Origin of the sequence: Oryzihumus leptocrescens, assembly GCF_006716205.1 — a bacterium.
Lineage (GTDB): Bacteria > Actinomycetota > Actinomycetes > Actinomycetales > Dermatophilaceae > Oryzihumus > Oryzihumus leptocrescens.
The window spans coordinates 1,784,315-1,807,898 of sequence record NZ_VFOQ01000001.1; the positions used below are offsets into that span (position 1 = coordinate 1,784,315).

The following is a 23,584-nucleotide window of genomic DNA, read 5'->3' on the forward strand; positions in this document are numbered from 1 at the left end:
CGTAGCCTGAGCGGCATGTCCACCCCCGCGCAGCGGTACTCCGCCGCCAGGAAGGCCGAGGCCGACCGGGTGGCGCACCCCCAGCTCGAGGCGTTCGCCTCGCTCCACGAGTTCCCCCTCGACGACTTCCAGGTGCAGGCCTGCCGGGCGGTCGAGTCCGGCCAGGGGGTCCTGGTCGCGGCGCCCACCGGCGCGGGCAAGACGATCGTCGGCGAGTTCGCGGTGCACCTGGCGCTGGCCACCGGGCGAAAGGCGTTCTACACCACGCCGATCAAGGCGCTGTCGAACCAGAAGTACGCCGACCTGGTGCGCCGCCACGGCGCGGACAAGGTCGGGTTGCTCACCGGAGACTCCTCGATCAACAGCGAGGCGCCTGTGGTCGTCATGACCACCGAGGTGCTGCGCAACATGATGTATGCGCGGTCGCACACCCTGCGCGGCCTCGGCTACGTGGTCATGGACGAGGTGCACTACCTCGCCGACCGCTTCCGCGGGGCGGTGTGGGAGGAGGTCATCATCCACCTGCCCGACGACGTGCAGGTGGTCTCGCTGTCCGCGACGGTGAGCAACGCCGAGGAGTTCGGCGCCTGGCTGGGCGAGGTGCGCGGCGACACCGCGGTCATCGTCGAGGAGCACCGGCCGGTGCCGCTGTGGCAGCACATGATGGTCGGCCCGTCGATGTACGACCTGTTCGTCGACGAGACCGCGACGCCGGGGGAGCGGGTCGAGACGACCCACGTCAACCCCGAGCTGCTCGACGCGATCCGGGCGTCGGAGCGGCGTGGCCGGCTGGACGACGACGGCGGACCGCGCGGTCGCCGCGGCAAGGAGCGCTACCGGGGTGGCTCCGGTGGGCGCGGCCCGGGTGGTGGCCACGGCGGGGCCGGGATGGCCCGCGGCACCCGACCCGGCGGAGGCCCGAGCCGCGCGGAGGTCATCGACCGGCTCGACCGCGAGGGCCTGCTGCCGGCGATCACGTTCATCTTCAGCCGGGTAGGCTGCAACGCCGCGGTGAGCCAGCTGCTGGCCTGGGGCACCCGGCTCATCCCCGAGTCCGAGGGCGAGAAGATCCGCCGCACCGTCGAGGAGCGCATCCAGTCCCTGGCCGACGAGGACCTGTCGGTGCTGGGCTACTGGGACTTCGTCGAGGGCCTCTCGCGCGGGTTCGCCGCCCACCACGCCGGGATGCTGCCCACCTTCCGCGAGATCGTCGAGGAGCTGTTCACCGCCGGGCGGATCCGTGCGGTGTTCGCCACCGAGACGCTGGCGCTGGGCATCAACATGCCGGCCCGCACCGTGGTGCTCGAGCGCCTGGTGAAGTTCAACGGCGAGGTGCACGCCGACATCACCCCGGCGGAGTACACCCAGCTCACCGGCCGGGCCGGCCGGCGCGGCATCGACGTCGAGGGCCACGCCGTCGTCCTGTGGAACCGCGGCCTGGACCCGCTGGCCGTCGGCGGTCTGGCCTCCACCCGCACCTACCCGCTGCGCTCGAGCTTCCGCCCGACCTACAACATGGCGGTCAACCTCGTCGCCCAGGTGGGCCGCGAGACGGCGCGGGAGATCCTGGAGACCTCCTTCGCCCAGTTCCAGGCCGACCGGGCGGTCGTCGGCCTCGCCCGCACCCTGCGCCGCAACGAGGAGGCCCTCGAGGGCTACGCGGAGTCGATGACCTGCCACCTCGGCGACTTCAGCGCGTACGCCGCGATCCGCAACGAGATCCGCGACGTCGAGAAGGAGGCGGCGCGGGCGCGCTCGGCCAGCCGCCGGGCCGAGGCGGTGCTCAGCCTGGAGAAGCTGCGCGCCGGCGACGTCATCCGCATCCCCGCCGGGCGACGCTCGGGCTACGCCGTGGTGATCCAGCCCAACCGCGGCGGCAAGAACGACCCGGCTTCGCCGACCGTGCTCACTGCCGACCGCCAGGTGCGACGCCTGACCGCCGTCGACGTGCCGGTGCCGGTCGAGCCGGTCACGCACGTCCGCATCCCGGCCAGCTTCAACGCCAAGAACCCCAAGTCCCGCCGGGACCTCGCCGCCTCGCTGCGCACCGCCGTCCCGCACGACCCGCCGCCGGCACGGCATACCGGCAAGGGGGGCGGGGCCGGCACGGAGGACGAGCGGATCGCGGACCTGCGCCGCCGGATGAAGGCGCACCCCTGCCACCAGTGCCCCGAGCGGGAGGACCACGCCCGCTGGGCCGAGCGCTGGTGGCGGCTGCGCCGCGAGACCGACGTGCTGGAGCGCAAGGTCGAGGGCCGCACCAACTCCGTGGCCCGCACCTTCGACCGGATCTGCGACCTGCTGGCCGAGATGGGCTACCTCACCGAGGGCGGCACGGCGGTCTCCCCGCAGGGCGAGACCCTGCGCCGGCTCTACACCGAGAAGGACCTGCTGGCCGCCGAGTGCCTGCGCCACGGGGTGTGGAAGCGCCTCGACGCGCCGGGCCTGGCCGCGGTCGTCTCGACCCTGGTGCACGAGCCCCGCCGTGACGAGGGCGAGATCTCTCCGCGGATGCCGAACGAGGACGTGCACGAGGCGTTCGACGTGATGGTCCGGCTGTGGAGCGAGCTGGAGGACCGCGAGCGCCTGCACACCCTGCCGACCACCGGCGACCCGGACGCCGGCATGGCGTGGATGATGCACCGCTGGGCCAGCGGGCAGCGGCTGGAGGCGGTGCTGCGCGACAGCGACATGGCCGCCGGTGACTTCGTGCGCCGGTGCAAGCAGGTCGTGGACCTGCTCGGGCAGATCGGCGACGCGGCGCCGGAGCCGAGCCTGTCGGCCACCGCCCGCAAGGCCGTCGACGCCGTCATGCGCGGCGTGGTGGCCGCGGACCGGCTGGACTGACGGAGCGCGTCGTGGCGTTGCGGGTCAACGACATCCACCGGGTGCGCTACGGCACCTTCACCCGGCCGCGGGCCGAGACCGGCACCGAGCACCCGCGCGTCGAGGTGGTCCTGGGGTATGCCGTGCGGCACCCCGAGGGGCTCATCCTCTTCGACACCGGCATCGGGGCGGCCGATGCCGAGACCGACGCGTGGTACGAACCGTCCCGGGTCCCGTTGTCGCAGGCCCTGGCCGGTGCCGGCCTGGGCGTCGAGGACGTCGACCTCGTGGTCAACTGCCACCTCCACTTCGACCACTGCGGCGGCAACCCGGCTCTGGCCGGGCGTCCCGTGTTCGTGCAGGGGCACGAGCTCGCGACCGCCCGGGCGGGGGACTACACGGTGCCCGAGCTGCTCGACTTCGCCGGCGCCCGCTACGAGGAGCTGGACGGCGAGGCCGAGATAGCGCCGGGCGTGCTCGTGGTGCCGACGCCCGGGCACACCGAGGGCCACCAGGCGCTGGTGCTGCGCTGCGCCGACGGCACCGTGGTCCTGGCCGGGCAGTCCACCGAGACCACCTCCGAGCTGGCCACCGCCTTCCGCCAGGTCGGCGCGGCCCGGGACACCGGCCGGCACGACCTGGCACCGGCGCCGCCGTGGGTGGCCCGGCTGCTCGACCTCGACCCGCGCCGCGTCGTCCTGGCCCACGACGAGGCGGTGTGGGAGCCGGCCTGAGCCCGGGTGGCGGCGCTCAGCCGTCGATGCCGAACGCGGCCATCACCCGGTTGAACGAGCCGGCCAGGCCGAAGTCGGCGGCCAGCCGCGACATCAGCACCGGGTCGGCGACCGCACCGGGCAGCACGCCGTCCACGTCGCCGACGGGCGCGTCCCGGGCCACCTGCACCACGGTTGGCGCCGCGTCGAGGTAGTCGCTGGCGGCCTCCAGGCGGGTCCGCTGCGCACCCTTGAGCTGGGGGTCGCCCTCGGCGAGGGCACGGCGCACGCCGGCCAGGTCGCCGTACCGGGCGATGAGGGTGGCCGCGGTCTTCTCCCCGATGCCCTGCACGCCGGGCAGCCCGTCGCTGCTGTCCCCGCGCAGTGTGGCCATGTCGGCGTACGCCGCACCGGTCGCCACGGCGTACTTGGCCTGGAGGAAGTCCTGGGTGACCACGTCGGCGTCGCGCACCCCGCCGCGGGCCGTGTAGAGGACCCGCACGCCGGCGGCGTCGTCGACGAGCTGGAACAGGTCGCGGTCGCCGGTGACCACGTCGACGGGCATCCGGCCGCCGGCCAGGTGGGTCAGCGTGCCGATGACGTCGTCGGCCTCGTAGCCGTCGGCGCCGACCCGCGCGATCCCCAACGCCTGCAACGCGTCCCGGATGACCGGCACCTGCGGCACCAGGTCCTCCGGGGTGTCCTCCACGGCGTCGCTGCCGCTGGCGAGCCGGTGCGTCTTGTACGTCGGGATGGCCGCCACCCGGAACGCCGGGCGCCAGTCGTTGTCCCAGCAGGCCACCAGGTGGGTCGGGGCGTGCGTGGTGACCAGCGTGGCGATCATGTCCAGGAACCCCCGCACCGCGTTGGTCGGCGGCTCCTGCGGGGTGCGGCGCCGGTCCGGCACGCCGTAGAACGCCCGGAAGTACAGGCTCGCGGAGTCCAGCAGCATGAGTCGCTCGGTCATGGGCCACATCGTCGCACCCGGGCATCCTGGCGCCACCGCGCCCCGCGGGCCCGTACCCTTGCGGCGTGGAGGACCTGGACCGACAGATCATCGAGCTGCTGAGCGTCGATGGCCGGATGAGCTACACCGACCTGGGCAGGGCGACGGGTCTGTCGACCTCGGCGGTGCACCAGCGGGTGCGCCGGCTGGAGGAGAGGGGGGTCATCCGCGGCTACCGGGCCATCGTCGACCACGACGCGCTCGGCCTGCCGCTGACCGCGTTCATCTCGGTCTCCCCGCTGGACCCCGCGGCGCCGGACGACGTGCCGGAGCGCCTCACCGGGCTCGGCGACCTCGAGGCGTGCCACTCGGTGGCCGGGGTGGAGAGCTACATCCTCAAGGCGCGGGTCGGCTCGCCGGGTGACCTGGAGGACCTGCTGGCCCGGGTCCGGGCGGCGGCGAACGTGTCCACCCGCACCACCGTCGTGCTGTCCACGCCGTGGGAGGGCCGCCCCGTGCCGCCCGAGCGCCGGGGCTGACCCGGCTCAGGCCACGTCGGGACAGCCCGGGTCGATGACCGGGCCCGGCGCCGGCGGCGTCGTCACGGCCGCGGGCGCACAGTGCCAGCCGCACTGGGCCAGGTCCCAGTAGCAGCCCGGCCCGTGGTGGTGCGCCACCCCGTCCACGCCGTATGCCGTGTGCGCGGGCAGCGTGTCGGGCACCGGTGCCAGCGGGGGAGGGGTCGGCAGGCTCATGGGGTGCTCCGTTCGCCGTCAGGACGACCTTTCGACGGTAGGACCGCCCCCGGACCGCGTCAACGTGCCTTTGCGCAAGACAGTGCCGCTGGACTCGCCGGAAACCGGCCGTCCAGCGGCACCAACCTGCGCAAAGGGGTCGGGTCAGGCGACGTGGCCCAGCCCGACGGCCGCCATCGCCGCCGCGAGCCGGGGCTCGGCGCGGTCCCGGGCCCGGCACGCCCCGAGGTCGAGCGCCTCCCGCACCGCGGCGGGGTCGGCGACCAGCGCGGCGTACCGCTGCTGCACCGGCTCAAGGCTGGCGACGACCGCGTCGGCGACGTCGGCCTTGAGTGCGCCGTAGGACGTGTAGCCGGCCGCGAGCGCCGCCGGCTCCCCGCCGGTGCAGGCGGCCAGCAGCTCCAGCAGGTTGCTCACTCCCGGCTTGGCCACCGGGTCGTGACGCACCGTGCCGTCGGTGTCGGTGACCGCACGCATCACCTTGCGGCGGACGACCTCCGGGGTGTCGAGCATGCGGACCACGCCCATGGCGGCATCGGGCGCGGACTTGCTCATCTTGCGGGTGGGGTCGGCCAGGTCGGCGACCCGGGCCGCGAGCGCCGCCCGGTGCAGCTCGGGCACGACGAACACCTCACCGTGCTCCCGGTTGAACCGGACGGCCAGGTCGCGGGTGAGCTCGACGTGTTGGTCCTGGTCGCCGCCCACGGGCACGGTGCGCGCGCCGTACAGCAGGATGTCCGCCGCCATCAGGCACGGGTAGGTGAACAGCGAGGCGCGGACGGACCGGTCCCCGGTGCGGGCGCTCTTCTCCTTGAACTGGATCATCCGGGACAGCTCGCCGACGCTGGCCGTGCACTCCAGCAGGTAGGCCAGCTGGGCGTGGGCCGGGACCTCGGACTGCAGGAAGACCCGCCCGGGCCGCACCCCGGCCGCGAGCATGAGCATCGCGGTCTCCCGGGTCAGTTCCCGCAGGCGAGAGCCGTCGTGGGGCATGGTCATGGCGTGCAGGTCGGCGACGAAGTAGAACCCCTCGGGGTCGTCGGCGAAGCGGCGCAGGGCACCCAGGTGGTTGCCCAGGGTGAGCCGGCCCGAGGGGGTGATGCCGGAGACGGTGGTCATGGTCGTGGCCTTTCGTCGAGGGTGGGTGCGTCGACGGGGCCGGGGACACGACAGGGCCGCCTCGTCGAGGCGGCCCTGGTGTGTGTGCGCGTGCGCTGGACGGGTCCGCCCTCAGGCGGCCCACCAGGTCTGGCGCACGGATGTCATGGGGCGAGGCTAGCGGGCGATCGCGGCGGTTGTCGCGCCTGTCACCGCGACGAGGTCGGCCGGGGCGAGCTCGAGGTCCAGCCCGCGCCGCCCACCGGAGACCAGCACGGTCGCGTGGGCCAGGGCGCTGTCGTCCAGCACGGTGGGCAGCGCCCGCCTCTGGCCGATCGGGCTGATCCCGCCGACGACGTAGCCGGTGCTGCGCTCGGCGTCCGCCGGGTCGGCCATGGCGACCTTCTTGGTGCCCAGCGCCGCCGCCACGGCCTTGAGGTCGAGCTGTCGGTCGACGGGCACGATCCCGACGGCCAGGCCGCTCTCGCCCTGCACCAGCAGCGTCTTGAACACGCGCTCCGGCGGCACGCCGAGCGCCTCGGCCGCCTCCAGGCCGTAGGAGGGTGCGGTCGGGTCGTGCTCGTAGCTGCGCGCCTCGAACGCCACCCCGGCCCGGGTCAGCGCGACCGTCGCCGGCGTCCCTGTGCTGCCGTGCTTCGCCTTGCCCATGCGCCCGACCCTAGCCACGCGTGGTCACCGGGCAGTGGCGACCCTCAGACCTGCTCGAGCGCGAAGGTGTTGCCGTCGGGGTCGGTGAACCAGGCGACCTTGCCGTAGCCGGAGTCATGGATGCCGCGCTCGTCGGTCGCCACGGGCACGTCGTACCGCTCGAAGGTCACCCCTCGGGCCGAGAGCTCCTCCACAGCCCGGGCGACGTCCTCGACGTCGAAGCGCGCCACCGTGCCGGTGGCCGTGCCCGCGTGGGCCGGCGCCACGTACACGTGCAGCACCGTCCCGGCACCGCACGGGTAGGCCCAGCTGCCCTCGTGCGCCCCCGGTCCGCGTGTCAGCCCCAGGACGCCCTCGTAGAAGGCGACCGCCCGCTGCTCGTCGGAGACGGCGACCTGCGTCGCCACCGCACAGCTGCTCAGGTCCATGGCTAGGTCCTCCCCACCGGGCCCGGGTGGCCCGTTCTCACCTCCACCGTAGGGCGCCACCGGCCCCGGGAACGGGTATGCCGTGCCCCTCACGGTGAGGGGCACGGCATACCGGGGTGGGCGCGGGTGGGCCCGCGCGGGGGCCTCAGGCGTGGACCGAGTGGCTGGGCACCGGGTCGAGCGCCTGGGCCTCGGCGGCCTCGCGGGAGGCTCGGGCCTGCTCGACGGCGGCCGCGTGGGCCTCCTCGTGCCCGCCGTGCTGGGCCCACCACTGCTGTCCGGCCTCGGGCAGGGTGTAGATCGGGTCGTAGTAGACGAACTCGCGCGAGAGGGCCTCGGTGTCCGCGCCCTCGATCGAGGTGCGGTAGTTCTTGCGCCAGTACGACATGCCGCGCTCGGTGTCGTAGGAGTCGACCTGGTGCACCCAGCGCTTGCCGACGAACGGCACGTCGCACACGATGCGCGGGGTGGCGAAGCCGGGCAGGTAGCCCATCATCGAGTGCTGCAGGTGCTGGGCCTCGGCCAGCGACATCCGCCAGTGCTCGCTGAACGGGATCATGTCGCACATGTAGAAGTAGTACGGCGTGATCGAGGCGCCGTCGAGCAGGGCGAAGCACAGGTCCAGCAGGGCCTCCGTGCTGTCGTTGACGCCCCGCATGAGCACGCCCTGGTTGCGCACGTCGCGCACACCGGCGTCGAGCATCGCCTTGGTCGCGGCAGCCACCGCCGGGGTGACGGACTGGGCGGTGTTGACGTGGGTGTGGATCGCCAGGGACACCCCGCGCTCGCGGGCCTTGCGGGCCACCCGGCCCACGCCCTCGACGACGTCGTCGGACAGCCAGTGCTGCGGCAGGCCCATGAGTGCCTTGGTCGCCAGGCGGATGTCGCGGATGTTGTCGATCTCCAGCAGCCGGTCCAGGAAGGCCTCGAGGTTCTTCCACGGCATGTTGGCCACGTCGCCACCGGAGACGACGACGTCGCGCACCGAGGGGGTGTTGCCCAGGTACGCCAGCATCGCGGCGTAGCGGTCGACCGGCTTGAGGTCGAACTTCAGCTTGGCCACGGTCGGCGTGGAGTTGCCGACGAGGTCCATGCGCGTGCAGTGGCCGCAGTACTGCGGGCAGGTCGGCAGCAGCTCGGCGAGCACCTTGGTCGGGTAGCGGTGGGTCAGCCCCTCGGCCACCCACATGTCGTGCTCGTGCAGCGAGTCGCGCGAGGAGTAGGGGTGCGAGGGCCAGTCGGTGCGCCGGTCGCTGAACACCGGGAGCATGTAGCGCCGGACCGGGTCGGCGTAGAACGCGGCGGTGAACTCGGCGCCCGCCGCGGGCATGGCGCCGTCGGTCGAGGGGACCATCGTGTTCATCATCTGCGGCGGCACGAGCATCGACATGGTGGCGCGCTCGGCCTGGTCGCGCTCGAGGTCGAGGTAGAACACCTCGGTGAGCAGGTCGCCCATGAGCTCGCGCAGCTGCTTGATGTTCTTCACGCAGTGCGCGCGCTGCCACTGGGCGCTGGCCCACTCGGCGGCCGTGACGTCCTTCCAGCCGGGCAGGCGGGTCCAGTCGGGCTCCACCAGCTCACGACGGCGGTAGGCGTAGGGCTGCTCGATCTTCGCGCTCATGACTGGCAGGATACGGGAGAACTTGCGGTGAACCGCAAGGCTCACCGCAAGATCTGTTTCCCGACGCCGCTGATGGAGGACCCGCTGTGAACCACGTGCGCACCACCCCGAGCTCGCCGGTCGGCCTGCACCGGGTGCTGGAGCCGGCGGGGGAGCGGATCACCCTGCCGCAGGCGGCCCAGCGCCTCGACGCCACGCCGCAGGTCTGGCCCGACGAGGTGCGCATCGCCGTCGAGACGCTCAACCTCGACGCCGCCTCCTACCGCCAGCTCGCCGAGGCCCACCGCACGCCGGCCGGGGAGGTCGACGGCGAGGCGGTGCGCGCCGCGGTCCTCGACATCGTCGGCACCCGCGGCAAGATGCAGAACCCCGTCACCGGCTCCGGGGGCATGCTCATCGGCACCGTTGAGGAGGTCGGCCCGGACAGCCCCCTCGGCCTCGTCCCCGGCGACCGCGTGGCCACCCTGGTCTCCCTCTCGCTCACCCCGCTGGCCCTCACCGACGGGCTCGCCCGCTGGGACGGCCGCTCCGAGCGGGTCCAGGCCCAGGGCCACGCGATCCTGTTCGGCCGCTCCATCGCGGCGAAGCTGCCCGCCGACCTCGACCCCGAGCTGGCCCTGATGGTCATGGACGTGTGCGGGGCACCGGCCCTGGTCGCCCGCGTGGTGCGCGAGTACACCGACCGCGGGCAGATCCCCTCGGTCCTGGTCCTCGGCGGCGCCGGCAAGTCCGGCTCGCTGTCCCTGGCGGCCGCCGCCGACGCCGGGGCCGGCCGACGGGTCGCGGTCGTGCCGTTCGAGGCCGAGGCCGAGCAGCTGCGCGGCACCGGCCTGGCCGACGAGGTGGTCATCGCCGACGCGCGCTCGCCGCTGGGCCTGTCCGGCGCGGTCGAGGCCGCCGGGGGGCCGGCTGACATCACCGTGGTCTGCGTCGACGTGCCCGGCTGCGAGCAGCCGGCGATCCTGTCGACCGCCCAGGGTGGCACGGTGATCTTCTTCTCCATGGCCACCAACTTCGCCGCCGCCGCGCTCGGCGCCGAGGGCCTGGCCGCCGACGTGCGGATGCTGGTCGGCAACGGCTACGTCCCCGGGCACGCCGACTACGCCCTGTCGCTGCTGCGCGGCAACGCCGCGGTGCGGGCCCTGTTCGAGGGACGCCTGGCGCACGAGCAGACTGTGACCCCGTGAGCACTCTCTACCGTGGGGGCTTCGTCTACAGCCCCGTCGACCCGTTCGCCACCGCCATGGTCGTCACCGGCCACGAGATCGCGTGGATCGGCGGTGAGGAGGCGGCCGCCGGTCACGCCGACGCCGTCGACGAGGTGGTCGACCTCGACGGCGCCCTGGTCACCCCGACCTTCGTCGACGCCCACGTGCACACCTCGATGACCGGCCTGTCGCTGGAGGGCGTCGACCTCTCCGACGCGCTGTCCCTGGCCGAGGCGCTGTCCCGCATCGAGACCGCAGCCCGCGCCCGGCAGGGCCGCCCCGTCTACGCCCACTCCTGGGACGAGCGGGCCTGGCCCGAGGGGCGCGCCGCCACCAGCGCCGAGCTGGACCGGGCCTCCTACGGCGGCGTGGTCTACATGCCGCGCATCGACGCCCACTCCGCCGTGGTCTCCTCGGCCCTGGCCGTGGCCAGCGGCGCTCGGGGCCGCGACGGGTGGCACGAGAGCGGCCTGGTCCTGCGCGAGGCGCACCACCTGGCCCGGGAGGCGTTCCACGCCGGCATCACCGCGGCCGACCGGAGCCGCCACGTCGACCTGGCCCTGAAGGCCGCCGCGGAGGCGGGCATCGGGCTGGTGCACGAGCACGGCGCACCGCACCTGAGCAGCGCCGAGGACCTGGCCACCGTCATCGCCGCCGGGGACCGCGGCGACGGCCCGCAGGTGATGGCCTACTGGGGCGAGCTGGTCGAGGACGAGCAGGCGGCGCGCGACCTGGTCGCCCGGCACGGTGCCCGCGGCCTGGCCGGTGACCTGTGCGCCGACGGCTCGGTCGGCTCGCGCACCGCCCGGGTCCGCCGTCCCTACGCCGACGAGGACACCCACGGCTGCGCCTACCTCAGCGTCGAGCAGGTCCGCGACCACGTCAGCGCCTGCAGCCTCGCCGGGGTCCAGGCCGGCTTCCACGTCATCGGTGACGCCGCCGTCGAGACCGTCGTGGCGGGGCTGCGCGCCGCCGCCGACCGGGTCGGGGCCGACGTGGTGCGCCGCGCCCGGCACCGGCTCGAACACCTGGAGATGCCCGACGCGGACGCCATCGCCGCCCTGGTCGACCTCGGCGTCCACGGCAGCGTCCAGCCCGCCTTCGACGCCGCCTGGGGCGGCGAGGCCGGCATGTATGCCGCCCGGCTGGGTGCCGAGCGTGCCCTCGCCATGAACCCGGTCGCCTCGATGGCCGCCGCGGGGATGTCCCTGGCGCTGGGCTCGGACACCCCGGTCACGCCGTTCGCGCCGTGGGAGGCGATCCGCGCCTGCGTCAACCACCACAACCCCGAGCAGCGCATCTCCGCCCGCTCCGCGTTCCTGGCCCACACCCGCGGCGGGTGGCGCGCCGGTGGCGTCGACGACCGGGGCTACCTCGACCTGGGCCAGCCGGCCAGCTTCGCGATCTGGTCGGTGGGTGACCTCGTCGTCCAGGCGCCGGACGACCGGATCCAGACCTGGAGCACCGACCCCCGCTCCGGCACGCCCGGCCTGCCCGACCTCAGCCCGGGAGCCGACCTGCCGGTGACCCTGCGGACCGTCATCCGCGGCCGCACCGTCTTCGACGCCGGAGCCCTCACCCCCGCCTGAGCCGGCTCTTCGCAGAGCAGGCGCGCGCCCCGAGGGGCACACTTCGGGCGTGGGCGTGATCGGGGGCCGCGGGCGGACATACAGGGGTGTGAACTCACCACCTGACGCCGACACCCGGCTCACCGAGCTGTTCCGCGCCCACGCGGCCCGGGTCCACGCCTACGCCCGGCGGCACGTCGAGGAGGCCCACTGCGACGACGTCGTCTCCGAGACCTTCCTCGTCGCCTGGCGCCGACCCCACGCCGTGCCCGACCCGCCACTGCCGTGGCTGCTGGTCGTGGCCCGCAACGTCATCGCCAACCAGCGGCGCACCTCACGGCGCGCCGACCAGGTGTGGTTCGCCGCGGTCCGGGAGGGGTGGACCGCGGCGAGCGCCTCGGCCGAGGAGACGGTGCACGAACGCGACCTGGTCCTGCGGGCGCTCGCGGGGTGCACCCGGGCCGAGCGGGAGGCGCTGCTGCTGACGGCCTGGGACGGCCTGTCGCCCGCCGAGGGCGCCGCCGTCGCTGACTGCTCGGTGCGCGCCTTCACCGTCCGCCTCCACCGGGCCCGCACGCGCCTGCGTGCCGCCTACGCCGCCGAAGAGACCACCACCTGGACCAGCGTGCCGGCGGGGGAGCCGGCGCGCGCCGCCCGACTCGTCGAGGAGCTCTCATGACCACCGCCCGTGACCCGTACGACGTCCTCACCGCCGCCCGCCCCAGCGACGAGCGGCTCCACGAGGCGTGGACGCCCACCCGAGCCGAAAGCGTCCTGGCCGGCGTGCGGCAGCGCGTCGCCGGACCCGGTGCCGTCGCGATGCGCAGCCTGCCGGTCCGTCGCGCCACCCGGCGCTGGGCGGCCACGGGTGTCGCCGCGGCCGTCGCCGCGCTCGGGGTGCTGGCGGCCTCTGCCGTCCTGACCCCGCAGGCCGCCATGCCCAAGGCCCAGGCCATCGAGGCGCTCGCGACCGCGGCGGCTCAGGCCCCCACCCTCGAGATCGGCCCAGGGCAGTACCTCCACCAGGTCGTGACGTTCAGGCAGGACCACCGTGACGCCCAGACTCCGGCCGTCGACTCGACGTCGGAGAGCTGGGTCGACGCCCAAGGCACGACGTGGCTGCGGGCCGTGTCGCGGACGGCCCCGGTAGGGACGTCCTACTCCCGTGCCCCCGCGAGCAAGCTCGGGCCCGACCCGTTCATGGGCACTCAGCCGTCCGACTACGAGCAGTGGCCGACCGACGCGACCGCCTTGCGTGCCTTCTTCGACGCCCACATTCGCAGCGACGGCCCGAACGCCCTCGACCCGAGCCAGTCGATCTTCGAGGACTGCTCCGACCGTTTCGTCGCCGGCACCACCCCGCCCAGGCTCAACGCAGCCCTCATCCGGCTGCTCGGCAGCCTGCCGCAGGTGACGACGTCCCGGGTGCAGTTCGCCGGCAAGGCGGCGGTGAAGCTGGAGTATCGCGGCGCCTACGTCGACGGGGTCTACTTCGACGAGCGGACCGCTCAGTACCTCGGGGAGACCGACGGCGGGAACCGCACCGAGGTCACGGCCCTGCCCACCGTGGTGGACGCGGTCCCGGCCGAGGTCCGCGCCAGGGCCAAGACCGATCCGCCGAGCACGGACACCACGGAGTCGGTCAACGGCGACTGAGCCGGGCCAGCACAGCGAGGCAGAGGATTTCCGGCCCCGAGTGACCGTGGCCGGAAATCCTCTGCTCGTGTTGCTACTCTCGCGGGGTGTCTTCCCGCGTGAACCCCCTGCTCGAGCTCGACCCAACCGTCGTCCGCAAGGCCCGTTCCCTGGCCCGCAAGGCCGGCGCGCCGGTCGTGAAGATGGCCCGCACGCACACGACGGTCTCTGTCGAGCGCGCGGTGCTGCGCCTGGCGGGCCTGGCCGGCGCCGACCACGAACGCGTCCCGTGGGTCAACCACCTGGTCTCCCGGGTGCGTGACGAGGTCGGACTCGAGCACGGGGTCACCACACCGGTCTTCGACGCCCTGCGCCGTGGCGAGGCCCCCGACCTGCTGACCCTGGCCCAGAAGGCCGCCGCCGGCTCGGTGTCGTTCCGTCTGCCGGAGGGCCGCGACCTCACGGCCGCGAAGTCACTGGCGATGCGCACGGTCAAGCCGGGGATGACCCGCATCGACAGGAACCGCGCCACCCGCGACCGGCTCGTCAAGCGGCACGGCGACCCCAAGCAGCGGCCGTGGATCTACCTCATCGTGGCCACCGGCGACATCTACGAGGACATCCCGCAGGCGCAGGCCGCCGCGCGCGAGGGCGCCGACGTCATCGCGGTGATCCGCTCCACCGGGCAGTCCCTGCTGGACTACGTGCCCGAGGGCGCCACCCGCGAGGGGTACGCCGGCACCTACGCCACCCAGGAGAACTTCCGGCTCATGCGGGCCGCCCTCGACGAGACGAGCAAGGAGCTCGGCCGCTACATCCGGCTGACCAACTACGCCTCCGGCCTGTGCATGCCCGAGATCGCCACGCTGGCCGGCCTCGAGCGGCTCGACATGATGCTCAACGACTCGATGTACGGCATCCTCTTCCGCGACATCAACCCGATCAGGACCTTTGTGGACCAACGGTTCTCGCGCCAGATCCACGCCCGGGCGGGGATCATCATCAACACCGGCGAGGACAACTACCTGACCACTGCCGACGCGGTCGAGGCCGCGCACACCGTCACGGTCAGCCAGCTGCTCAACGAGTACTTCGCCAAGGAGGCGGGGCTGCAGGACTGGCAGCTCGGCCTGGGCCACGCGTTCGAGATCAACCCCGACCTGCCCGACAGCTTCCGGATGGAGCTGGCCCACGCCATGCTCGCCCGCCAGCTCTTCCCCAACGCGCCGCTGAAGTGGATGCCGCCGACCAAGCACATGACCGGCGACGTCTTCCGCGGCTACCTGCTCGACGGGTTCTTCAACCTCGTCGGCGCGATGACCGGCCAGGGCATCCTGCTGGTCGGCATGATGACCGAGGCCGTGGTCACCCCGTTCCTGTCCGACCGCGACCTGGCGCTGCAGAACGTCCGCTACGTCATGAACGCCGCGGGCGGGCTGACCGAGGACTTCCACCCGCCGCGCGACGGCTTCATCCAGACCCGCGCCCGGCAGGTCCTCTCCGAGGCGATCGACCTGCTCGAGCGGATCGTCCACGACTCCGACGCGGCCGGCGACCCGCCGCTGCTGTCGGCCATCGCCGACGGCACGTTCGGCCTGATGAAGCGCCCCGCCGACGCCGGCAAGGGCCTGGACGGCGTCGTCAAGCGCGCGGACGGCTACGACAACCCCGCGATCACCCTTCTGGAGCAGAAGGAGTCGGCCAAGTGAGCACGGCAGTGAGCGCCGCCGCGGAGGCGACCACCCGCGATACCCAGGCTCCGGACCTGATCCGCCCCTACGGCGACACCACCGGCGACGGCATGGTGCAGGTGTCCTTCACCCTGCCCATCCCGCACGACAAGCGGGCCGAAGGCGCGGCGCTGCAGCTGGCGAAGAAGATGGGCATCGAGCCGGCGCTGCTGGTGCACGCCAAGGCGATGGGGCCGGACTTCACGTTCTTCGTGGTCTACGGCAGCGTCAACCACCTCGTCGACCTGCGTGAGGTCAAGGTCGTGGAGCGGGAGTACCCGCTGCTGTCGGCCAAGGAGGTCAACGCCGCGATCAAGTCCCGGCTGCGCCGCAAGCTCGTCGTGGTCGGGGCCTGCATCGGCACCGACGCCCACACCGTGGGCATCGACGCGATCCTCAACATCAAGGGGTTCGCGGGGGAGAAGGGCCTGGAGTACTACCGGGAGATCAAGGTCGTGAACCTCGGCGCCCAGGTGCTCGTGCCCGACCTCGTGGCCCGGGCGAAGACGGAGAAGGCCGATGCCGTCCTCGTCAGCCAGGTGGTCACTCAGAAGGACGCCCACATCCACAACACGACGACGATGTCGGCGGCGTTCCGCGAGGCCTACCCGGCCGGCAAGGTGCCGCTGCTCGTCGCCGGTGGCCCGCGCTTCGAGGAGGGCTCGGCCGGCAAGCTCGGCGTCGACCACATCTTCGGCAAGGGCACGACGCCCGGCGAGGTGGCGTCCTACCTCGTGCACATGCTGGCCGAGAAGAAGGAGCACGCCCGATGAGCCCCCGCGCCACGCCCGAGCACGTCGGTACGACGGTCACCCACCGGCGCTACGTGCCCTACAGCCACGCGCACTACGCGGGCAACCTCGTCGACGGCGCCTACTCCCTGGCCGCGTTCGGCGACGTCGCCACGGAGCTGTGCATCCGCACCGACGGCGACGAGGGCCTGTTCGCCTCCTACAGCGACGTGCAGTTCCTCGCCCCGGTGCGCGCCGGCGACTGCATCGAGATCGAGGCCCGGCTCGAGCGGGTGGGCACCCGCAGCCGGGAGATGAGCTTCGCCGTGCGGGTCGTCGCCCGGGGCAACCCGGAGCGCGGCGAGTCCGCCGCGGACGCCTTCGCCGAGCCCATCGTGGCCACCACCGCCCGCGGTGTCGTGGTCGTCCCGCCCGCCGGCTGAGGCCGCGGTCCGCGGTGTCCCCGGCGTGTCCCGTGCGACACGCCGGGAACATCCCCAAATCCTTGTCAACACTGCGGATTCGCCCAGAGCGCCGACCTGCGACAACAGGCGTTTTCGCAGGTGAACAGGGGGTTGACAGCACCCGAGGACTGGGTAGATTCCGTGGGGTTGTCCGACACGGATCTGCATCACCAGGGGGACGGGGTAGGAGACAGCTGACGGGGCCCCTGGCGGCTTGCGCGCGCAGCCGCCACGCATTCCAGACCCACGGCGCTGTGTACGCCCAGTGCCCACCCGGAGGGGTGGAGGCGGACGACGGAAGGACCCGCGTGCTTAGTAGACAACAGCCCGCTCCGGCAGCCTGCCGGGTCGGCGCTGGTCCCAACGGCATCGCGGGTCCTTCCGTGTCTCCCGGGTGCGTGGCCTACCGTGTGCCGCGTGCACCGCTACGCCCTCGCCCTGTTCGCCGGCCTGGGCCTGTGGCTGGCCTTCCCCTCCCATGACCTGTGGCCGCTGGCGCCGGTCGGCGTGGCGCTGCTCGCGCTCGCGACCCGTGGGGCGGGCCCGGCCCGCGGCGCCGTGGTCGGCCTCGTCGCCGGGCTGGCCTGCTTCCTGCCGCTGCTGTCCTGGTCCGGCATCTACGTCGGCGCCGTCCCCTGGGTGGCCCTGAGCGTCCTCGAGGCGCTGTACGTCGCGCTGCTGGGTGCCGCCTCCGGCCTCCTGCAGAGCCCGCGCACCCTCACCGGCCGGGCACCGGTGCGCCCGGTCGTCGTGGCCCTGCTCTGGGTCGCCCAGGAGGCGCTGCGCTCGGCCACCCCGTTCGGCGGGTTCCCTTGGGGGAGACTGGCCTTCAGCCAGGCCGACTCCCCGCTGCTGCACCTGGCCGCCCTCGCCGGTGCTCCCGCGGTGACGTTCGGGACGGCGCTCGCCGGCGGGCTGCTGGCGGTCGCGGTCGCGCGGCTGCGCTGGGAGGGCCCTGGACGCGGCATACCCGTCTCGGGGTGGCTCGGCGCCCTGCCCGCGCTCGCGGGTGCCGTGGCCCTGACCCTGGCCCCGGCCCTGGTGCCCACCCCGGTCGACGGGCCCCGCGCCCCGGTGATGGCGGTGCAGGGCAACGTCCCCCGGGCGGGCCTGGAGTTCAACGCCGAACGGCGAAGGGTGCTGGACAACCACGCCACCGTCACCCACGCCGCGGCCGCGTCCGTCCACGCCGGTGCCAAGGAGCACCCGGACCTGGTCGTGTGGCCGGAGAACTCCAGCGACATCGACCCGCTGCGCAACGGTGACGCCGCGGCGGTGATCAACGCCGCCGTGGACGACATCGCGGCCCCGGTGGTCGTCGGCGCGGTGCTGGAGGAGCCGAGCCCCCGGATCTCCAACGCCAGCCTGCTCTACCGCCCGGGTGTTGGGGTGACCCAGCGCTACGTCAAGCAGCACCCGGTGCCGTTCGCGGAGTACATCCCCTATCGCTCCTTCTTCCGCCACCTCAACGACAAGGTCGACCTCGTCCGCAGCGACATGGCCCCCGGGCCGGCCCCCGCGGTGTTCCGGGTGCCCTCCCGCACGGCGGGGACGCTGGCCGCCGGACCGGTGATCTGCTTCGAGGTCGCCTACGACGGGCTCGTGCGCGAGACGGTGGCCCATGGCGCCAACCTGTTGCTGGTGCAGACCAACAACGCCACGTTCGGCTACACCGACGAGTCCGAGCAGCAGCTGGCCATCTCCCGGGTGCGCGCGGTCGAGCACGGACGCTCGGTGGTGCACGTCTCCACGGTCGGCGTGAGCGCGCTGATCACCCCTGACGGCGTCGCGCACCAGCGCACCACGCTGTTCACCGCGGCCCTGCTCTCCGGCGCCCTGCCGGTGCGCTCGGGCCTGACCCTCGCCGACCGGGTCGGCGCGTGGCCGGAGCTGCTCGCCTGCGCCGTCGTGGTGTTGTTGCTGATCGCCCGCGGACGCCACGGGCTGCGCCGGTACAGTCGGGGCGATCGCACCACCAGTGAAGGACGGACATGACCCACCCTGCGCCCCGCACCGCGGACGCTTCCCCCGACCGCGGCCCGATCGGCCGGGTCGTCGTGCTCATCCCGACGTACAACGAGCGGGAGAACCTGCCGCGCATCGTCGCGCGGGTGCGGACTGCGGTGCCCGAGGCCGACGTGCTGGTGCTGGACGACAACTCACCCGACGGCACCGGCGAGGTCGCCGACGGGCTGGCCGCGGTCGACGAGCACGTCAGGGTGCTGCACCGCCAGGGCAAGGAGGGCCTCGGCGCCGCCTACCTGGCCGGCTTCGCCTGGGCGCTGGAGCAGGGCTACGACGCCCTCGTGGAGATGGACGCCGACGGCTCGCACCAGCCCGAGCAGCTGCCCTCGCTGCTGGAGGCGCTCCGCGGCGCCGACGTGGTCCTCGGCTCCCGGTGGGTGCCCGGCGGCGCCGTGGTCAACTGGCCGCTGTCGCGCAAGGCGCTCAGCGTGGGCGGCAACATCTACATCAAGGCGCTGCTGGGCATGCCGGTCGGCGACGCCACCGGCGGCTACCGCGTCTACCGCGCCGCCGCGCTGCGGCTCATGGACCTGCACGACGTCGCCTCCCAGGGCTACTGCTTCCAGGTCGACCTCGTATGGCGCGCCGTGCGTCGCGGGCTCACCGTGCGGGAGGTGCCGATCACCTTCGTCGAGCGCGAGATCGGTGACTCCAAGATGAGCAAGGACATCGTGCGCGAGTCGATGCGCCGCATCACCGCATGGGGTGCGACCTACCGTGCCGGGCAGCTGCGGGCCCTGACCCGACGCGAGCCGACCTGGCACCGCCTGTCGCAGTGACCACCCAGCCGCCACGGCGACGCCGACCGCGCTGGCTGACCGTCGTCTTCGTCCTGCTGGTCGTCGTGCCGATCGCCGAGATCTCGGTGATCGTGGCCGTGGGCAAGGCCATCGGCGGATGGCAGACCTTCTTCCTGCTGCTCGTGGAGTCAGCCCTCGGGGCGTGGCTGGTGCGCCGGGAGGGCTCCAAGACGTGGCAGGCGCTGCGGGTGGCGCTGCAGACCGGTCGGATGCCCTCCCGCGAGCTGACCGACGCGGCCCTGGTCCTCGTCGGCGGCACCCTGCTGCTCACCCCGGGCTTCCTGACCGACATCGCGGGCTTCTTCTTCGTCCTGCCGGTCACCCGGCCGGTGGCGCGCCGGCTGATGGAGCGGGCGGTGGCTGCCCGGCTGCTGCGCGGCTGGGGCGGACCCGGGGGAGCGGGCGGCGCCGGCGGCGACACCATCGAGGGTGAGGTCCTCTAGCCGGCCACCGGCACGGCATACCGGCAGGGAGCGGCGCGTCCGCCGACCCGGGACCGCGGCAGCCAACCGGTGCGGACAGCACAGACCCCACGCCGGAGGGGGTGGCGTGGGGTCAGACCGTGGCCGTCGTCGACGGCGGGGTGCTCAGGTCAGGCGGAGCGCTTGCGGCGCGGCTTCTCGCCGCGGGACTCGCGCAGCAGGGCGAGGCGCTCCTGCAGCAGCTCCTCCAGCTCGGGGATGGAGCGGCGCTCGAGCAGCATGTCCCAGTGGGTGCGCGCCGGCTTGACCGCCTTGGCCTCGGGCTCGGGGCCGTCGACCAGCTTGGCGTCGAGGCCGCAGCGGCACTCCCAGCTCGGCGGCACGTCCGCCTCGATCGAGAAGGGCAGCTCGCTGACGTGGCCCTGAGGGCAGACGTACTTCACGAGCTGGCGCTCGCTGGGCACGACGTTCTCGTCGGTCTCCATGCTCAGGGCGCCCAGACGGGTACCGCGCAGTGATCGTTCGGCCATGTCGGAGGTCTCCCAACGTGTTGCTCGCCAGCACAGGTGGTGCGTGGGGGAATCACCTGCTCCAACGCCGGGACCGGGCGCAATGTTCCTGCTCAGCGGCCCGGATCCGAAGTTGTGCGGGGACTGTGAGTCACACCACGGCGGGCAGCTCGTTGCCCGCCTCCCGGATGCCTTCGGCCATGCGCACCCGCGAGAGCAGCACCCCACCGAGCACGAAGAAGACGATCAGCGCCACGATCGCCCAGCGGTAGGAGTCGGTGAGCTGGTGCACCAGGCCGAACACGAACGTGCCGAACCAGCTCGTGCCGCGCTCCATCGCCTGGTAGAGGCTGAAGAACTCCGCCTCCCGGCCGCGGGGGATCAGCTGGCTGTACAGCGATCGCGACAGGGCCTGGCTGCCACCGAGGACGATGCCGATGAGGACGGCGAGCGCCACGAAGGCGCCCAGGGCCCCCGCGGGCACGAAGAAGGCGACGGTGACCACGAGGGTCCACACGCCCAGGCTGGTCAGGACGACCCGCCACGCCCCGTAGGAACGGGCCAGCCGGCCGAAGAGCAGCGCCCCGCCGAAGGCGACGAACTGCACGAGCAGGAACACGCCCAGCACGGTGCTCTGGGCGAACTTCAGCTCCTCGATGCCGTAGAGGCTGGAGCTGCCGATGACGGTCTGGATGCCGTCGTTGAAGAACAGGTAGGCGAGCAGGAACAGCAGCGTCTGCGGGTAGCGGCGCAGCTCGGCGAACGTGCGCGCCAGCTGCCGCACGCTGCCGCCGACGACCCCGGCCTGCTTCTCGACGGGGGCAGCCGTCGTGCCGTGGACGTCGCGCAGCCCCAGCACCGGGATGAGCGTGAAGACCCCCCACCACAGGCCGGCGGAGAGCAGGCTGACCCGCACCGCCATGCCCTGGCTCAGGCCGAGGGCGTCGTGCACGTTGAGCAGCACGAAGTTCAGCGCCAGCAGCAGCCCACCGCCGGCGTAGCCCAGGGCCCAGCCCCGGCTGGAGACGCGGTCGCGCTCGTCGGGGGCGGCGATCCGGCACAGCAGGGAGTCGTAGATCACCAGCGAGGAGCCGAGGCACAGGTTGGCGACGATGAGCAGCACCACCCCGAGCTGCCAGCTGCTGCCCGCGACGAGGAAGAGCAGGCTGCCGGCGAGCGCGCCGGCCCACGCGAACGCGGCGAACAGCCGGGTCGGCCGGGGGGAACGGTCGGCGACCGCGCCGACGAAGATCAGCAGCACCGCGGAGACCAGCGTGGAGACGGTCAGCGTGTACGGCGCCAGGGAGCCGGGGGAGACCGGTATGCCGAGCACGTCCAGGTCCGTCCGGCAGGACGCCCCGTCGGCCAGGCCCGGGCAGGCGGCGGCCTTGGCCACCGACGTGAGGTAGGGGCCGATCAGCACCGTCATGGTGGTGGTGACGTACGCCGAGTTGGCCCAGTCGTACCAGTACCACGCCCGTTGGTGCGGGGTGTCGCGTCGGGCCCGTCGGCCGACACCGGAGTCCAGCGCGCTCGTCATGCGCGCAGGCTCTCACGCGGTGGCGCGCCGCCACCTGCTTTGGGCGCGTGTCCTGGCCGTGGGACGCCTCACTGGGCGAACTCCCAGTGCCACGGCTCCGGCAGCACCCCGGTCGGCTCCGCCCACGCGGGGTGGAACCAGCCGTACAGCGGGGCGTGGGTCTGCATCCACCAGTGGGCGCTGCTGCCGAAGCTCTGCACCCCGCCGCAGAGGTCGACGGCCAGGCCGAGCCCGTGGTTGCTCGTGCCGGGGACCGCCGCGAAGCCGGGACGGCTCTGCGCCACGGCGACCTGCCCGGCGAGCGAGCGGTAGGCGTCGGTGACGCACAGCGGCGAGCCGGTCTCCTTCTCGTAGGCGCGGCTCATGGCGTTGAACGCCGCGGCTGCCGCGGGGCGCAGCCCCTTGCCGGGCGAGGCATACAGGGGGCACAGCGCCGAGGGGGGGATCTGCCCGTTCGGGTAGGTCGCCGTGCTGGCGTGGCACGGGGTGCCGGGGTCCCCGAGGACCTGGGCGCCCTGGGTCTGCAGCGCCTGCGCCAGGCGGGTGTCGGCGGCCCGTGCCTCGGGGTCGTGCGAGCGCAGCAGCGCCCCGCGCACCGACCCGGCGGCCAGCAGCTGGTCGGCCTGGGCCTGGCGCAGGTCGGCCAGGGCCGCGCGCTGCTGGGCCAGCAGGGCGTCCAGCCGGACCTTGGCTGCCTGGATCCGTGCGGCCGCGGCGATCGCCTCCCGGCTGGCCCTCTCGGCCCGGTCGGCGGCGTCCTGCTGGGCCGCGGTCAGCCCCTGCAGCCGGTCCAGCGCCCGACCCCGGGCCGCAGCGACGTACTGCAGGATCGCCATGGGGTCGGCGGCCTGCTCCGGGTCGGGGGTGCTCAGCACCTGCATGAAGGTCATGTAGTCGGCCAGGGGGCCACCGTTGACGTAGGCGTCGTGCGCCCAGCGGCCCACGCTGTCCTGGTCGGCCTGCATCGCCGCGTCCAGCGAGCGGAACCGCTGGAGCTGGCGCAGCGCCTCGGCGCGCGCCGCCGCCTCGGCCCGCCGGGCCACCGACAGCTGGGCCAGCACGGTCGCCGACTGGCTCGACAACCGGTCGATGCGGGCCGTGGCGGTGGCGACCTTGGCACTCGAGGCGATCAGCCCGGCCCGGAGCCGATCGGCCGCCGCGATCTGGCTGGACAGCTGCGCTGCGGTCAGCGCCGGTTGTTCCCCGGCACCGGCGGGCAGCTGGGCGTCCACCCCTGGCGTGGGTGTGGCGCTCGCGGTGGGGGTCGCAGCGGTGACGGCGGTCGAGCCCGGGGAGGGGGAAGCCGTGGGGCCGGGGGTCGGCGCCGGCGCGGCCAGGGCGTCCCCGGCACCGGCGAGGCCGGCCGCGAGCAGGGACACGGCGAGGGCGCCGCTGGCGACTGCCCGGCATACCGACCGCATGGCTGAGCCTTCCCTTTGCCTGGACGCCCCCCGCCTCTTCGAGGCTAGGCACGGGGCGAGCGTCGCCCGGGCTGTCCACAGGTCTTCGGGCCGAACGGACGAGGCGATCCCGACCGTCCGGCGCTGCGCCCCTCAGCCGTCCGTGCGAGGGTGGCGGGGTTCGGTTCCTCAAGGACAGGAGGAGTGACATGGGACTCAGCGACAAGATCGGCAACGCGGCGGAGTCGGCCAAGGGCAAGGCCAAGCAGGCGCTCGGCGAGGCCACCGACGACGAGCAGCTGCAGGCCGAGGGCCAGGTCGACCAGAGCAAGGCGGACCTGAAGCAGGCGGGGGAGAAGGTCAAGGACGCCTTCCGGGACTGACGACGCAGGGGAGGGCGGCACCCGTCATGGGCGCCGCCCTCCGTGCTGTCCCGGTCGTCCCGAGGCCAGGCGCTCGCGACCGCGTGGCTCACTCCGGGGGCCCGCAGCGCGGT

Annotated in this window: 23 protein-coding genes; 14 read left to right on the top strand and 9 right to left on the bottom strand. The window is 73.5% G+C overall.

Features of this window, described 5'->3' with window-relative positions:
- The first annotated feature begins 15 nt into the window (after positions 1-15).
- Together FB474_RS08360 and FB474_RS08365 are read left to right on the top strand one after the other, a co-directional pair.
- Positions 16-2,847: a DEAD/DEAH box helicase gene (locus FB474_RS08360; protein WP_141788232.1), complete on the top strand. Its 2,832-nt coding sequence runs from the start codon at positions 16-18 to the stop codon at positions 2,845-2,847.
- 11 nt (positions 2,848-2,858) lie between these two features.
- Complete coding sequence (locus FB474_RS08365) at positions 2,859-3,560, top strand: N-acyl homoserine lactonase family protein (protein WP_221632486.1); 702 nt, start codon at positions 2,859-2,861, stop codon at positions 3,558-3,560.
- A 16-nt stretch (positions 3,561-3,576) separates the two neighbouring features.
- Here the strand turns inward: FB474_RS08365 and FB474_RS08370 are convergent, their stop codons facing one another.
- Positions 3,577-4,506 (bottom strand): 5'-3' exonuclease, encoded by a 930-nt coding sequence (locus FB474_RS08370; RefSeq protein WP_141788233.1) that lies wholly within the window; start codon positions 4,504-4,506, stop codon positions 3,577-3,579.
- 65 nt (positions 4,507-4,571) lie between these two features.
- Here FB474_RS08370 and FB474_RS08375 point away from each other — a divergent pair, with 65 nt between their 5' ends.
- Positions 4,572-5,024, top strand: a complete 453-nt coding sequence (locus tag FB474_RS08375; RefSeq protein ID WP_141788234.1) for an Lrp/AsnC family transcriptional regulator — start codon at positions 4,572-4,574, stop codon at positions 5,022-5,024.
- 6 nt (positions 5,025-5,030) lie between these two features.
- Here FB474_RS08375 and FB474_RS08380 read toward each other — a convergent pair whose 3' ends face one another.
- The 5 genes from FB474_RS08380 to FB474_RS08400 all read right to left on the bottom strand — a co-directional run bounded on the left by FB474_RS08380 (position 5,031) and on the right by FB474_RS08400 (position 9,056).
- Positions 5,031-5,240, bottom strand: coding sequence for a hypothetical protein (locus tag FB474_RS08380; RefSeq protein ID WP_141788235.1), 210 nt, complete (start codon positions 5,238-5,240; stop codon positions 5,031-5,033).
- Positions 5,241-5,384: 144 nt separating this feature from the next.
- A complete protein-coding gene (gene trpS, locus FB474_RS08385; RefSeq protein WP_141788236.1) occupies positions 5,385-6,359 on the bottom strand; it encodes a tryptophan--tRNA ligase in 975 nt (324 codons plus the stop codon).
- 156 nt (positions 6,360-6,515) lie between these two features.
- Complete coding sequence (gene ybaK, locus FB474_RS08390; RefSeq protein ID WP_141788237.1) at positions 6,516-7,007, bottom strand: Cys-tRNA(Pro) deacylase; 492 nt, start codon at positions 7,005-7,007, stop codon at positions 6,516-6,518.
- Between the two features lie 44 nt (positions 7,008-7,051).
- A complete protein-coding gene (locus FB474_RS08395) occupies positions 7,052-7,435 on the bottom strand; it encodes a VOC family protein (protein ID WP_141788238.1) in 384 nt (127 codons plus the stop codon).
- 145 nt (positions 7,436-7,580) lie between these two features.
- Positions 7,581-9,056, bottom strand: a complete 1,476-nt coding sequence (locus FB474_RS08400) for a KamA family radical SAM protein (RefSeq protein ID WP_141788239.1) — start codon at positions 9,054-9,056, stop codon at positions 7,581-7,583.
- Between the two features lie 86 nt (positions 9,057-9,142).
- Here FB474_RS08400 and kdd point away from each other — a divergent pair, with 86 nt between their 5' ends.
- The 10 genes from kdd (at position 9,143) to FB474_RS08450 (ending at position 19,660) form a co-directional block, all read left to right on the top strand.
- Positions 9,143-10,243 carry an L-erythro-3,5-diaminohexanoate dehydrogenase gene (gene kdd / locus FB474_RS08405; RefSeq protein ID WP_246092092.1) on the top strand — a complete coding sequence of 367 codons (1,101 nt, stop codon included), beginning with the start codon at positions 9,143-9,145 and terminating at the stop codon, positions 10,241-10,243.
- Positions 10,240-11,853, top strand: a complete 1,614-nt coding sequence (locus tag FB474_RS08410) for an amidohydrolase (RefSeq protein WP_342778107.1) — start codon at positions 10,240-10,242, stop codon at positions 11,851-11,853. Before kdd ends, FB474_RS08410 begins: the two co-directional genes overlap by 4 nt.
- A gap of 88 nt (positions 11,854-11,941) precedes the next feature.
- Positions 11,942-12,511, top strand: coding sequence for an RNA polymerase sigma factor (locus tag FB474_RS08415; protein ID WP_141788240.1), 570 nt, complete (start codon positions 11,942-11,944; stop codon positions 12,509-12,511).
- Positions 12,508-13,488: a hypothetical protein gene (locus FB474_RS08420; RefSeq protein WP_141788241.1), complete on the top strand. Its 981-nt coding sequence runs from the start codon at positions 12,508-12,510 to the stop codon at positions 13,486-13,488. Before FB474_RS08415 ends, FB474_RS08420 begins: the two co-directional genes overlap by 4 nt.
- A gap of 86 nt (positions 13,489-13,574) precedes the next feature.
- Positions 13,575-15,176, top strand: coding sequence for a lysine 5,6-aminomutase subunit alpha (gene kamD, locus FB474_RS08425; protein WP_246092093.1), 1,602 nt, complete (start codon positions 13,575-13,577; stop codon positions 15,174-15,176).
- Positions 15,173-15,970 carry a lysine 5,6-aminomutase subunit beta gene (kamE, locus tag FB474_RS08430; RefSeq protein ID WP_141788242.1) on the top strand — a complete coding sequence of 266 codons (798 nt, stop codon included), beginning with the start codon at positions 15,173-15,175 and terminating at the stop codon, positions 15,968-15,970. Before kamD ends, kamE begins: the two co-directional genes overlap by 4 nt.
- On the top strand, positions 15,967-16,371 hold the full coding sequence (gene kal / locus FB474_RS08435) for a 3-aminobutyryl-CoA ammonia lyase (protein WP_141788243.1): 405 nt from the start codon (positions 15,967-15,969) through the stop codon (positions 16,369-16,371). The genes kamE and kal overlap by 4 nt, the downstream gene beginning before the upstream one ends.
- Positions 16,372-16,809: 438 nt before the next feature.
- Positions 16,810-18,387 (top strand): apolipoprotein N-acyltransferase, encoded by a 1,578-nt coding sequence (gene lnt / locus FB474_RS08440; RefSeq protein ID WP_221632487.1) that lies wholly within the window; start codon positions 16,810-16,812, stop codon positions 18,385-18,387.
- Entirely contained in the window at positions 18,384-19,196 is an 813-nt protein-coding gene (locus tag FB474_RS08445; protein ID WP_141788244.1) for a polyprenol monophosphomannose synthase, read from the top strand. Before lnt ends, FB474_RS08445 begins: the two co-directional genes overlap by 4 nt.
- Positions 19,193-19,660, top strand: a complete 468-nt coding sequence (locus tag FB474_RS08450; protein WP_246092094.1) for an FxsA family protein — start codon at positions 19,193-19,195, stop codon at positions 19,658-19,660. Before FB474_RS08445 ends, FB474_RS08450 begins: the two co-directional genes overlap by 4 nt.
- A gap of 149 nt (positions 19,661-19,809) precedes the next feature.
- On the opposite strand, the gene FB474_RS08455 is transcribed toward FB474_RS08450, so the two are convergent.
- From FB474_RS08455 to FB474_RS08465, 3 genes are all read right to left on the bottom strand, one after another.
- On the bottom strand, positions 19,810-20,169 hold the full coding sequence (locus tag FB474_RS08455; RefSeq protein ID WP_141788246.1) for an RNA polymerase-binding protein RbpA: 360 nt from the start codon (positions 20,167-20,169) through the stop codon (positions 19,810-19,812).
- 130 nt (positions 20,170-20,299) lie between these two features.
- Positions 20,300-21,688 carry an MFS transporter gene (locus tag FB474_RS08460; RefSeq protein ID WP_141788247.1) on the bottom strand — a complete coding sequence of 463 codons (1,389 nt, stop codon included), beginning with the start codon at positions 21,686-21,688 and terminating at the stop codon, positions 20,300-20,302.
- A gap of 68 nt (positions 21,689-21,756) precedes the next feature.
- On the bottom strand, positions 21,757-23,109 hold the full coding sequence (locus tag FB474_RS08465) for a M15 family metallopeptidase (protein ID WP_141788248.1): 1,353 nt from the start codon (positions 23,107-23,109) through the stop codon (positions 21,757-21,759).
- Positions 23,110-23,297: 188 nt separating this feature from the next.
- Between FB474_RS08465 and FB474_RS08470 the strand changes: the two genes are divergently transcribed.
- Positions 23,298-23,471 (top strand): CsbD family protein, encoded by a 174-nt coding sequence (locus tag FB474_RS08470; protein ID WP_141788249.1) that lies wholly within the window; start codon positions 23,298-23,300, stop codon positions 23,469-23,471.
- Positions 23,472-23,584 lie beyond the last annotated feature (113 nt).